This window comes from Halobellus captivus (assembly GCF_003697845.1).
Classification (GTDB): Archaea; Halobacteriota; Halobacteria; order Halobacteriales; family Haloferacaceae; genus Halorubrum; species Halorubrum glutamatedens.
Map to the genome: position 1 here is coordinate 21,544 of NZ_RDQE01000001.1, position 13,820 is coordinate 35,363.

General features: G+C 56.7%; 7 protein-coding genes. 6 read left to right on the forward strand and 1 reads right to left on the reverse strand.

Features of this window, described 5'->3' with window-relative positions:
• Positions 1–31: 31 nt before the first annotated feature.
• Positions 32–2,986: an S-layer protein gene (locus EAO78_RS00125; RefSeq protein ID WP_122103844.1), complete on the reverse strand. Its 2,955-nt coding sequence runs from the start codon at positions 2,984–2,986 to the stop codon at positions 32–34.
• Positions 2,987–3,686: 700 nt separating this feature from the next.
• Between EAO78_RS00125 and EAO78_RS00135 the strand changes: the two genes are divergently transcribed.
• The 6 genes from EAO78_RS00135 (at position 3,687) to EAO78_RS00160 (ending at position 13,813) form a co-directional block, all read left to right on the forward strand.
• Positions 3,687–6,452 carry an alkaline phosphatase family protein gene (locus tag EAO78_RS00135; RefSeq protein ID WP_122103846.1) on the forward strand — a complete coding sequence of 922 codons (2,766 nt, stop codon included), beginning with the start codon at positions 3,687–3,689 and terminating at the stop codon, positions 6,450–6,452.
• Positions 6,453–6,461: 9 nt separating this feature from the next.
• Positions 6,462–7,220 carry a hypothetical protein gene (locus tag EAO78_RS00140; RefSeq protein ID WP_122103847.1) on the forward strand — a complete coding sequence of 253 codons (759 nt, stop codon included), beginning with the start codon at positions 6,462–6,464 and terminating at the stop codon, positions 7,218–7,220.
• Between the two features lie 3 nt (positions 7,221–7,223).
• Entirely contained in the window at positions 7,224–7,544 is a 321-nt protein-coding gene (locus tag EAO78_RS00145; protein ID WP_122103848.1) for a hypothetical protein, read from the forward strand.
• Positions 7,545–7,546: 2 nt separating this feature from the next.
• Positions 7,547–11,389 carry a hypothetical protein gene (locus tag EAO78_RS00150; RefSeq protein ID WP_122103849.1) on the forward strand — a complete coding sequence of 1,281 codons (3,843 nt, stop codon included), beginning with the start codon at positions 7,547–7,549 and terminating at the stop codon, positions 11,387–11,389.
• Entirely contained in the window at positions 11,386–12,627 is a 1,242-nt protein-coding gene (locus tag EAO78_RS00155) for an ATP-binding protein (protein ID WP_122103850.1), read from the forward strand. Before EAO78_RS00150 ends, EAO78_RS00155 begins: the two co-directional genes overlap by 4 nt.
• Before the next feature lie 61 nt (positions 12,628–12,688).
• Entirely contained in the window at positions 12,689–13,813 is a 1,125-nt protein-coding gene (locus EAO78_RS00160; RefSeq protein WP_136516463.1) for a coiled-coil domain-containing protein, read from the forward strand.
• Positions 13,814–13,820: the final 7 nt, after the last annotated feature.

The window sequence follows — 13,820 nt, forward strand, 5'->3', positions numbered from 1 at the left end:
CCGGATCGTCCGTCAGCGAGGAAGGCCCGAGTTATCGGGGTGCTTCCTGGCTGGACGGACTGTACTGCATGCCTGCATCTGCGAGGGTGTCCTGATGGGACCTCCACTCGGAGACGTAGCGGGCAGCAGCACGGGTGTCGTCGGCGGAGTGACCCGCGACGATCATGGCGTGCTGGCCGTCGGCGAAGGCATCCTCAACGACCTGGAGGAGTGCCTCATCGACGTGCTCGTTACGCCACTGATCGGTGGTCCATGTCTCACCGTCGTCAGCGAGATCGCTGACCAGGGTGTTGACCGCAGGACCGCCGACGAGGATCAGGTGGCTGTTCTGCCTGTCACTGGACGTGACCTGATCGTCGGTCTTCGCCAGATCCGGCAGAGCACCACGGATGTCCTCGTTCGTGACACCAGTGTAGGTGACCTCACCGGAACCAGTACCGGAACCGCCACCCATCGACAGTTCGCCGCCAGAGCCAGTGAAGGCTGCGCCAGCGACTGCCTGCTGGTTCGGGACGTGCAGGGTGAACGAGCCCTGATCCTCATCGTCCTTCATGACGTGTGCACCGTAGACATCGTAGTCTGCGGTCACACTGTCATCGGAGTCGAGGGTGGTTCCACCGAACGTGGAAGCACGGTCCCAGAGGATGGCCTGTGAGCCACCGACCTCGACCCAGTCGTCAGAGTCGTCGACACCAGGAACGACGTTGTAAGCCGCCTCGGCGTCGCCGGAGCCAGTCTCGTGCTCAGGCTCGATGACCATCGCACCAGAGGAAGTCAGCTCGCTACCCGAGTTCTCAGGAGCGACATCGACTGAGAAGGCTGCCTCGTCGCTCGTCGTCGAGTCGGTGTCGTCGCTGTGGTCGTCAAGATTGACTGAGACCCTGTAGCTGAGTGCACCAACATCGACGACTGTTTCGGAGACAACGTCCTCGCCTTCGTTGCTGTCAGTGGCTGCAGTGCTGGTGTCGTTGTACCAGGTGCCACCAACGTTGATGTCGACCTGATCGGCAGTACCGTCGTCGTAAATGACGACTTGGGCCGTCTGAGTTCCGGTGGATTCCGTGCTCGGGAAGACAAGTTCTTTGTCGAGGGCACGGGCATCGTTTTCAGCAACTGCCACGTCAGCGTCGATGACTTCATCGACGTCGTCGTGGAGTGCGATTGATGCACCACTGTCGGTGTCGACTGCCGGGTAGACGGATGCCATGTTACCGACATCATACCCGGACTCACTGACACTGGAACCAGCGTCCCAGACAACCTGGACCTCATCTGTTCCACCGTCAACGCGGAACTTGTAGGTCTGGCCGTCGATGACCTCTGTCCCAGTGAAGAAGGTGTCGTCGCTGTCGTCGTTGCCGTCACCAGTTCCGGTTTCGGTCACTTCGACCTCGACGTTGGCACCGGTGACAACATCCTGCAGATCGACGGTACCTTCTTCTGCTGTACCGCTGTCACTGTCAGATGCGTCAACGCCAGTGACTTCCCACATGTGATCGAAGTCCCCAGCATCGCTGAAGAAGTACTCATCTTCAGCAACGGAAGCACCCTCGTAGACCATGATGGAATGATCATCACTGTCAGCGAGAGCGTCGTCGACAGCACCGTCGCCTCCTGTGGCGTCGTCGTACCACCATTCGATGGTCGCGTCGTTGTCGCCGTCAGTGAAGTCGACTGTAACGGTCTCGTCACCGTCGTTGTCGAACATCACTTCGCCGACCTGATCGCCTGCACCTTCGCCTGCATCAGGTGCGAGCCCACCGAGGTGGAAACGGAGCTCTGTGAAGATGGGATCTTCGAACGTCCCACCAGATTCGACGTAGTTGTTGTCGCTGTCGTCAGCACCGACACCGATCTCGACCGAGGAAACCTCGACCTTGTTGTTGTTGTTCAGCGTCTCCGTGGAACCTGACTCGACGCCGTCACCAGTCAGCTTGACGTAGGTGCCTTCGATGTCGTCGCCGTCGCTGTCCTGGACGGGCTGACCGTCTTCAAGACGGTACTCCTCGGAACCGATACTGAAGGTCACAAGACCCTCTGAGTTCTGACTGTTGGTCAGGATGACGTCATCAATCCGGACGTCAGTACCGCCAACGTTGACTGTCTGTCCTTCGGTCTTCTCCTGCAGACTGCCGTCAACGTAGAACGCGACGGTGTCACTAGCAGTGACCGCTCGGACTTCCAGTGTGTGCGTCTCGCCATCGACATCGATCTCGGTGGATTCACCGGTCTCGAGGTCGTACTCCTCGCTGGAACCGTAAAGGATGAGCTGATCGTTGCCGGTGAAGCTGTCGGACGAGATTGTGAAGGTCTGTCCGAACATGTCGATTTCTTCACCAAGCACGTCATCGTTGCCATCGCTGTCGCCATCATCCTCAGTCCCACTCGGGTCAAGGAGCAGTCCTTCACCGAAGTTAGCCTGCAGCTTGTACAGGCCGCCGGTGACAGATGACGGGTTCGCAGGGTTGTCGACGTACAGGAACGGATCGACATTCGACTCGGACGCAGTGCCGAACTTGATCTGCTGGCCCTGCGTATAGAGGAAGTGCTCGACATCCTGATCGTTGCCAGCTGCATCCTGGAACTCTGTCGTAGCCAGCATGTCCAGATGCTCCTCTGTCAGGGTCTGCCGGACGGTGTCGATAGTGTCCCCGAAGTAGAGATTGTCGTTCCGGGTATCCAGCGTCTGACCATCGGATGCTGACCATCCGACTGAACCGCCTGATGTCTCGACGTCGACTGTTTCTGTCTGTTCTGAAGTTTGAATTGTAGCTTGTCCGAGTGCTGCAGCGACGTTGACAGCTCCGACGACGTCGGAGACTGCACCCTGAGATCCGACGACGACCTGGGCAGTAGGTGCCCCGTCGTCACCGACGAACATGCCAGGGAACTCGCTCAGTGACTGAGCTGCTCCCATGGTCATGCCGACCATCAGGGTCGATGCTGCTACAGCACCAACCTTCTTGATTGAGTCTTTCACATTCATTGTGCTTGTTCACCTGTTGGTTCCCAAAACGTACTTGGGAGGGGGTTCGGAGTGGTCGTAGAGGGAAAAAGAGGGGTCCGGGAAGTGGTTGCCCGTGTCTCCCGTTCCTTTACGTGGGAAGGTGGTGTGCCTGTGGCTCCTGCCTTCCTTGTTCTAATTACGGGGGAGGTGGGGCGGTTGCCCGGACCGGTCCTCGTTGACCGGTCTCCGAATCTGGCCATACGGGGTGTGGCCGTATGGCCGTAAGACTATCCTCCTATTGGCCCAAAGCCCTTTTAATAGGTTTCCACTGGAACTGTTTCACCGGTAGAGCGGCTCTCTCTTTTCGTGTCTCCTATTGATCTTTGAACGTTTCAAAACACGCCGGATTGTTCATCAAGGGCATATAGACCTTCGTGGATCTATAAAAAGATTATACGAGTTAAGAGGTCGTGACTGTTTCTACGCGTCTACAGCCGGTCTTACAAGGATTTGAAATCCAATTGTTGCTTGATCTGTTGTATAGGGGTGTTTTAGCCCATCCGGAGTTCGACGTAGTCTGTGAGTTTGGACTCATTCAGGGCTTCTTTTTCTTCGTCTGTGAGATCGGTGTAGTGGAAGGGGTCGTCGCCTAAAAGCTGGTTGATGAGGAAAGAGTATCTGTGTAACCGGTGATCACGTTGGAAGCATTAAGTGGTGCGGTTGAGAACGTACCGTTTAGATGAAGGAAGCTCTGGAACAGTCTCTTGAGGATTCGTTCGATTTCACCGCGTTCCAACGTCTTACTGGGACGCAGGATGCGATCACGGACGAGACGGGGAAGATTCTCTACGTGCCGACTGACCTCCCGGTCCCGTTCGATAAACGGGTACTCAGTGCCATCGTGGACAGTGACGATGTCCGTGTCCTGTCGATGCCGGTCGATGAATGGGAGTTCCAGGAGACGATCTACACCGGTATCGAGTACCTCGTGGACAACGACGGGGACGGGACTGTCGTGTTCTTCTGCCCTCGATCCCTCGTTGACAGCATTCAGGATATCCCCGGTACAGCGTTCGTCCATTTTGACCGCGTCCAGCTGGATGACACGACCAGGACCATCCGTGATGCCTTCGAACGTGGGGCCGGCACCGAACCACGGCCGAGCACCATCGATGACCTTGCCGAGTTCACGTTGCGGGCTTTCACCGCGGCAGCAACGGGTGCTGAACTCAGTCCGACACACATCCAGACCAGTACTGATGACCGATTGGACGAGTTCTACATTCCCTATGATACCCTTCCGTCGGTCCCGACAGCTGTCCGTGAGTTCTTCCTCGACAGCGTCGGAATTCCCAATACTGAGTTGTTCGACAGCCTCGACCCAGCGGCCCAACAGAACGTCTACACGACCCGGCTCCTGGCCAGGTATGGCGACAGATTCGCCCAAAACGAACCCAAATACCATGTAGCAGCCGAAATCCAAGGGCTCGACCCAGAGCTTCAGCACCTGTACCGAACCCTTGTCATCAAATGGCTGGCCCAGCGACGGCTGTTCGATTCCACCCTGACCGAACTTGCCACAACAGCGTTGGACCGGGACGTCATCGATACCATCCAAGCAAGCTACCAACAGATCACCGGCCAGGACACGGCAGTCAACATCCAAGAACCGGGCCACGCCGCAGAAACCCTGACCCAGCACTTCGGCATCCTGTTCCACACCGTCGACGAAGACGAGTTCACCAACCTCGTCAACACGGTACGGGACCAACTGTCGAGTGACAGCCAGCAAATCGAGGACTACGGACCGGACCAGGCCCTCAACACTGTCGAGAAAGTCGATACCCTGCTCAACCTCCTCGCTGAGGTCGCACTTATCAAACACCCCCGTTTCGTCAACGCAGCGTTCCCAAAAGACCGCTGGACGGACATCTTCGAACAGTTCATCCATGTCGCCTATGAGAACGATCGGGAGGATCTGCTCGACTACCGTTACCTGACAGCACTGAACCAGGCACGCAAGCAGGAACTCCGTGAACGCGAAGCCGAAGACCTTGCAGAGGACATCCGCACACTGGAGGTGGACTTAGACACGCTGCCCGACTTCCTCGACCAGTGGACCTCGTTCCTCGCAGACACGCGGGAGGACGAACCGGTCTCGGATCTCCTGCAACAAGAGCTGATCGACAAGTACGACAGCTACTGTGCTGAACTCGTTGACCGGTACGACGACATCGTCACCGACGACAACTGGCTACACCTCTCCGATCTGCTCACGGAACCAGATGATGACAGGGTCAAATTCACCGTCATCCTCGACAGCGTCGGATACACCGACTACCTGCTCCTCAACCAGTTCGGCTTCCTGACCACAGAACCTGATAGCGTCGACCTCGCGTTCTCCAACATGCCGTCGTACACGCCTTCCGCTATCTCGACCATCCTCACCGGACTTCCTGCCGAAGCCACCGGTATCTACAGCTGGCAACCCCGCCGCGGTGACGACATATTCGTTCTCCAGCACAGCAGCTACGATCCCGACGCCTTCGACTTCATCGAGGAACGTACCGAGAACGATTTCCACCTCATCCAGCGCCCGCAGCTCAATTCCTCTGGAATTTCCCGGTTCGCTGACCAGGTCGCCGATATCCGATTCTCCTCTGACCTCACTATCGAAGCCGATCACTTGGACGCGGTCCGGAACGGGTTCGTGGACGAAGTCGAGAGCACGTTGAACGAACGGCACCACGTCCTGAACAACGACGATGTAGACCCAGAAGCACGGGCAGCACAACGGTCCCACATCGTTCTCTACCTGGAGGACTTCGACAAGATCCTCCACGAGATGCTCTCGTTCGCAGAGTTCGAGAACTACTACAACACGCTCGGCAACTTCCTCGATGCCCTCCTGGAAGACCTGCGAGAAGCTACAACGATCATTGAGAACCCGGTTGACATCGAGGTCATCTCAGACCACGGGAAACTCACCCGCTACGAGATGGAAATGATTCTCAACGAACGCCCTGAACATGAATTCACCCAACAGATGCTGACAGAGACCGTCGCGCTCCAGCACGCCTACCGCATCAATTTCCGCGACGCCGAGTTCACGAACCGAACCGACCTCCAATTCGTTACCGTGGCCACCGACGACAGCGACCCACCAGTAGACCGAATCCGTGCACTTCTCACCGAGGAGGATGCTGACGGCGTCAGTGACGATACACTCAGGGACGTGACTGAGAAAGTTGAGTATCTCCAGTCAGGCTCCAAATTCGTCTACGGCTGGCGTACAGACAGCGATGCCACTTCGATCAGTGGCCTCCATCAATTCGACGGCGTTGATACCCACCAGCCACGCGGTGACGGTATCTTCGACCTGCCTGATGTCGGACTACTCTCCCGGTACGATATCAAAAACAGGAGTGGCCACGACCACGGCTACCACGGCGGGACCTCGATCAGCGAGATGGCCGCCCTCCGCCTTACATATCAAGACGCCTGACTACCAGCTATGCCAAAGACTATCCCCCGGATCGGCCGGCAAGACCTGCTCAAGGGTATCGAAAAGCTCGCCCAGATCGTCCACTTCCGCGGCGAGCTCACCGAAGACGAACTCCGCGACGAAATGAAGGCGATCAACCGCGACAGAGATTCCAAACTGTTCAAATCGATCGATGGCTGGCTCACGTTCACCCTGCAAGACGAGAACCGGTCCATTGAGATCCTCAAACAGGACAACGACCACATCGAACTCACCGACGAAGGGTTAGAACTTCTGAACGCCCCTGACTTCCGTGTGGCCGCATTCCACCTGTTAGAACGTAAATCACGGACCAATTTCACCTACTTCCACACACTCCTCCAGGAACTTGACCGGAAGGTCCAGGCCGGCAACTACGACATGGGGACCGATCTCGCTGACACCGTCAACACATTGATGAAAGACACTGTCAGCGGGAACAAGGTGACTGCTGGAGCAATAGCGTGTTTCCTCCGTGACTTCGAGATCGCGGTCGAAAACGACGGTGAATGGCAACTTGACCCCGCCCAGTACACCTACTTCAGAGGCGAGGATGAAGACATCGTCGAGGACATCATCGCGGAACACGGCAACCGCATGGACCGTGCAGAGTTGGAACGATTGCTCACATTGGATTTCAAGTGGACCGGGGAACAAGTCGATACTATCATACAACAATTACAGGACCAGAATCGGGTGGCAACGGACCGCTACGAAGGCAAAACCGTGGTTGAACTGGTCACGACCTAACATATGAGCATCGTCCGCAACGCCTTAGACCACTTGGACCGGGCCGGCAACGATATCGCTATCGTCGGGATCGACGATGTTCACACCGAGTACGACACCGTCTTCGAATTCACCACGGAGGTTCAAAGACGCACCCCGAACACGGACTACGACATCGAGTTTCTCCGTCCACGCGACCGTGATGAGGGCAGTGGCGATAAGATCATTCTGATGTCGAATCCTGCCCGTATCACGGAGCACAACGTGTTAGATACAAGGATTTACATCGTCGAGCAGACAAACGACCTGAAACGCAAACTCATCAAATACCGGATCAATACATGACAGTGGAGGAAGCCAAAGAGGACGTCGTCAACATCCTCGACCGACAGACGATCAAACGCGTCCGACGCGAGTGCGAACGACTGGCCCGAGAAAAGGACCTCCCCGAGTTCGAAGCATTCCTCGAGGAAGGCACCCACTTCATCCTCACCGACAAACGGGCCGATATCCTGCACGGCGTCCACGACGGGTTAGCCAGCCAGGACAGTCCCGGTGTCATCCTCCACGGAGCCTACGGCTCCGGGAAGACCGTGATGATGGAAAACATCGAACTTCTCTGTGACTCAAGTCAGGAGTTCGGGGGCCACGAGTTCAACCAGCTCCAGTACGGGGAGACACCCATCGACTGCATCACGATCAGCCTCGAACAGAACGATACTCCGACCGATTTCCTCTTTGCTATCTTTCAATCCTTGGTCGACCACAGTGACAGCGTCGGCACGGACGACCTTATCGCCATCTTCAACGACCGGAAGATCAACCTGACAATCGAAGACCTCGACGACACACTGCCCTCCAGCCAGCGCGAGGACCTCATCGACCGGTTCGAGGATCCAGCCTCCTTAGAGGATATCGCCCGCGTCAGTAAATCCCTGACCGCCGGCGACGCCCACAAACCCATCACCTGGTTCACCACGTACTACCGGGAACGAGAAGACCGGTACCCCGCCCTGTACATCGACGAGTTCGAGCAACTCTTCCGCCAAGGCGTGGATCCGGGCGGCACCTACCGCCTCAAGGCCATCATCCAGAAAATGATCCGGAATGCCGTCTCCGGCTTTGACGATCTCGATGCCCCGCCTTACATCCTGTTTGCGAACACGCTCTCCCTCGACGAGCTCACGGACCGGTTCAGTGCAGAACGGGACCTGATCGACCGCATTACTGAAAGCGTCAGCTACAACATCGATCTCTCAGAGGACGAGACAAAGGAACTGTTCGCCAAACTCTACCGCCTCTACGTTATTCCGCTTCTCGCTGACCGCGACGGCGATGTCCAAGCGTGGTACGACACTATCGTGTCTGCGGACCGTGGTGATGATGGCTACGTCTACCCCTTCACTGAGGACACGCTCGATTTCGCCCTAAGCATCGTCCAGAAGTTCGAAGACGAAACACAGGGTGAAACCGTCGTCCGTGCTTTCCGTGACTACAAACGTATCCTGATTGCGTTCCTCGACCACTGGGATGGTGAGGGCCGTATCGACCTGGACTTCCTGTACCAACACGGCGACGCTGTCCGCGAACAGCTCCGGGGTCAGGTCGAACGAGTCAATCTCGATGAACTCCCTGGTGAAGGCAGCATCGAAGCCACCATCGAGGCAGACTACGATACCGCCACAACGATCGACCGCCGTATCCTCCGCCAAGTCGCCAAGGTCGGTATCCTTGAGAAAGAGGAACGACCGGTCTACTTCACTGCTGAAGAAATCGCCGACATCGCAGGCACCATCGAACTTCAGATCAGTGAGGACGAAGCTGAGGACCTGATCAGTCGTGCTGCCAACGGACCCGACTATTTCGACGAGGAAGAGGGCCGGCTCGAATTCGATCCGAACGAACTGACCGGGACAGCAGTTGGTGGCGGCGAACTCTCCCTTGCTGACCAGGTGGGCGAGGCCATCGAAGATCTCGACTTGGAGGACAAGAACCTGGTACAGCTCTGGGCAGCGATGCGGGAGCACCGCTTCCCCGACACCTCCTTCGAGAACCAGCAGAACCAGTTCCTCGTCTTCGATACGGAAGGCGACCTCAACTACACGTCCAATGTCTACTTCACTGTCGCCCCGGATGAGCTGCCGGAACAGCTCCAGGCCGAGGTCGATGATGAGGCACTGAACATCGTCATCCGGTTCGGGCGGGCGACCGACGGTGACCTCCCGGCACGGTTCTACGTCACGGAACGGAACGGCCGGGCAGCCGACATCACGGACGCGATAGAGACAAGTCTCAATCAGGAACTGGAAACTCATTTCGACGAGGACAGCGGCTACTATGACCTTATCGAAGCCATCCAGGAGAACAACCCTCGGTTCGATGATGCGTATGAAGCCTACGTGATGTTTCTGAAGCTCTCCCTTGCATCGCTGGCAGGGGAGGACCTCCCTGAGGATGTTGGTGTGCGGACCGCTGACCAGACCAGCTTCTCGATCATCCAGACAGTCGACAGGAGCGTCACAAACATCGCCGGGGGCTATCCCCGGACCAAACTCGGGTTCAACGAAGCCTACACCGGCAAGAACTATCTCAACCTCGTCTACGGGATCAAACACTTAGATCTTGAAGACGACCTCATCTTTGCCAACCCCAACCACCCTCGGATCGATGTCCGGTCGTTCGGCCGTGTCAGTCGGTCACGGGAGGCCGGTGACGAGTTCCGCGATATCGTCAGTTCGTTCGCGGAGCATGAATCGTTCATCCAGGAACGGGACACTGGTGAGTACGACATCGTTCCCCAGTTTAGTAGTTACAGCTCTGTGCTGGACACGATCGAATCTCACCTTGATGACGACGGGCTTGACTTCGATGAGATACTTGAGCTGATCTTCGGGACCACCGAGGTCGAAAACGTTACCAAGGCGATGGTCTACCTGCTTTTGATCCTTGGCCAGTACTGGGACGATTACAGCTGGGTCTTCGAGGACGACAGTGAGACGACCATCATTCCCGCTGATGTCCGGATCGAAACACAGCGTGACCAGACGCGGCGTAAGATCGGGCGGGCCATCGAGATTGAAATCCTGGACCAGGCGAAACAGGACACGCCTGACAGCGATCCGGTGGAAGCGCTCAAGGACAAGTACGACAGTGTGGAGGATGCCGATGCGACGGAGCTGGATGAGCTCCAAGGTGAGGTCGATGCTGACTGGGACTTCGACTTCCAGACCGTGGATGAGTCACTCCGTGAGATCGTTGCGAACGATGTGTTTGCTGATACGGAGGTGGCGACGTATGCGAACACGGTCCGACCGCTCGGATCGATCGATCCCGAGCTCCGCTACCTGATCCTTGACGACCTGGACCACGTCGTCACTCAGGTGAAAAAAGCAGCGACAGTGCTGGAAAAACAAGAGGATCTAGAACACCTCACCACGAAGCTGGACTGGTTCGGTATCGATCCCGATCTCCAGTCTGAGGACCTGGACATCGAGTGCATCACCACGATCGAGGAGTTCTGGGAGACCCACCAGGTTGAACGGAACATCGAGGATGCAGCAGTTGGTGATGACCTTGACGGGTATCTCGACGGTGATATCCAGCTCTCTCGGTTGTTCGAGATGCTCCAAAGCAGGCGAAAAAGCATCGTCCCCCAGGTCGAGACCTACGACGCTGAAGACGACAAAGACGCCTTGGATGATGACTTGGAGTACGTCAAAGGCGAGCTGACCGACGCCATCGAGGAGGAACAGGAGACGGTGTCGGCAGCACAAGACGAGTTAGCAGAGTACCGTGACCGGATCCCCGGTGAGTCCAGCTGGCTGCGGCGCGGCCAAACCTATCTGGACAACTGCGAGACCGAGTTGGAGAGTTCGCCTGCCCAGTTCGACCACGACCAGTACGGGGACTACTGGGAGCAGTGGGAAACAGCCCGCACCAACCTGGAAGAAGAGGCATTCGGTGAAGACGAGTTCGAAGAAACCGTCCGGAAATACGATCCTGATATCGAGATAGACGTGGTCGAAGACGCTACCGAGGACGGCCTCTCGGACAGGTTCACCGAACTGGATGACGATGAGTTCCAGCAGGTAATCGACGGATTACGCGGATCGACAACGGCTGCCGAGGAACTAAAGCAGTCCCTGCTGAAGATACGTGTGAAAGCTGAACTCACTGGTGACGAATCATGATTATTGGCGGGGACAAAGAAGAGTTATCAGCCTATCTTGGCCGCAAGTTCGACAGTACCGATGAGCTCGGTGAACAGGTCCGCCTCGACCTCAACGAACCCCATATGGTCACCGTCTGTGGGAAACGCGGCTCCGGGAAGTCCCATACCCTCGGTGTGATGATGGAGGAACTGATGACCCTGCCCGCCCAGGCTCGACAGAACCTGAACGGCTTGGTCATCGACGCTATGGGCATCTACTGGAGTCTCCAGGTCCAAACACCAGACACCGACCTGCTTGATGGCTGGGATATCTCTCCCAGAGAGTACCCGGTCAAAGTCTACTACCCCGCCGGCCTCGAAGAGCAGTACGAAGAGATCCAGCAGTACTTCCACGAAGGATTCGAGCTGTACCCCTCGGAACTCTCTGTTGAGGACTGGCTTTACCTGCTCGACATCGATGAAACCCAGGCACAGGCCGGGTTGCTCTCACAGGTCATCGAACAGGCAGAGGAGGACTTCGGCCAGTACTACAGCATCATGGATCTCCTCGATAAGGTCGAAGCCTCTCCTGAGTCCGCTAACATCAAAGACGCCCTTCACCGCCGCTTGGAGAAGGCTAAAAACTGGGGTATCTTCAGCTCCTCCGGCTCGAAGATCGAAGAAATCGTCGAGGGCGGGGAATTCGTCGTCCTCGACCTCTCCGGTGCCGGTGCCCTCCCCTGGAACGTCCGCACCATGCTTACCGGCATCCTCGTCAAGAAGATGTACAACAAGCGGAGCTTCGACCGCAGCCGGGAAGAAGTCAAGAAAATCAAAGGCGAACACACCGAAGTCAACTTCCCCCTGGTCTGGCTGTTCCTCGATGAAGCCCACCTGTTCGCCCCGTCTGGTCACACCGAACCGAGCACCGCACCCTTGGTCGAATGGGTCCGCCAAGGTCGCCGCCCCGGCCTCTCGCTCGTCATGGCCACCCAACAACCTGGAGCCCTCGACAACCGGATCCTGTCCCAATGTGACACCCTCATCATTCACCGCCTCACCGCTGGCCAGGACTCCGACGCGGTCGGGGACAAGATTTCTGAACTCCACGATGCCCAGACCATCAGCCACTACATGCAACAGATCCCGAAAGCTCCGGGCTATGCCTATGCGATGAACGACGATGCCGAAACCATCGTCCCCGTCAAGGTCCGCCCCCGCAAGTCGTGGCACGCCGGCGACTCTGCCAAACTCGAAGAATTCCTGGAGAGCCCGTAACGATCTGATCCTCACGCAACGAGGAGGTCTTTTTTAATAATCGCTTCTTGGTGTGACCTATATGCCAGAGAAGGGTGAGGATGGAGACGAAGGAGACGAGAACGATCGAGGGTCGTCATCGTCCTCGACGTCGCCGAGATCGACGCTACAAGCTATAAATCAGATGCAAGGTCTTCGGAAGTCACTCATTGCAACACAGAACCTGCAGGAGACACTTGCCAGCATCAACCGGATGCAGCGAGAGGTAGCTGAACCGGTTCGCCAGATGGAGCAGACCGCTGAAGAACTCACGGATACGGTGCGTGGCGTTGAGCAGATGCGGGAAAATGTGGTCGAACCTATCCGCGAGCTGCAACGAACCGTCGATGCTACGACACAACCGTTCGCTGACTTACAGCAGACGGTCAGTGCTATCCAGAGTGCACGAGCATTCACCCAGGCGTACAACCAGCAGTGGGAGGCTATCCGTGAAACGCTTGAGGAACTGCGGGAAGGGATCCGGATCGCGGTTGAGGAGCAACTCCGACTCGAGATGCCGTGGGACTATGAATCCATCGAGCCCGATCCCGCTGCCAAAGCTGCTGCCGAAAACTGGGTGAGCCAGTTCTTAGAAGAGTTCGAGGAGGTTGATGATGAGTACTTTGAGCGGTTGACAAGCCGTGTCGAGGATGGGCTTGATGATTTTCAAGACGAGCCAGATCGGCCATATGCGGCCATCCATATCTTCATCTCGATGCAAGATGCACTCCTGTGGTGGCTGTGCTACCAGGATGATGACATAACCACGGAGGAGACGAACGAAATCGACCTTCCAAAATACGGGACAGAGGAGAAACAAACCGCACTACGCGATCACTATCAGGCGTATTTCGGTGTAGAGGAAGGCGACCCTGCCAGGATCTCGGATTTCAAGTGGGACTGTTTCTGGGCCCACCGCCACGCCATCATGCACGGAGACCTGTACGCGACCTACGATATGAACATCGCGACAACTGCTCTCCTCTTTTTCGCCCTAACCGCTCACTCTGTCCTCCACGTTATCGAGGAGTATGACGAAGCAGGTGAGGACATCCCTTCCATCATGGACGAGATAGAACAGACCGAACAGGATATCGAGTCTGAAGATGTTGATCCCGCAGAAGCTCTTGGAACCTTCGCAGCGCTTCAATCCACTGACGACGATTAACTTCTCT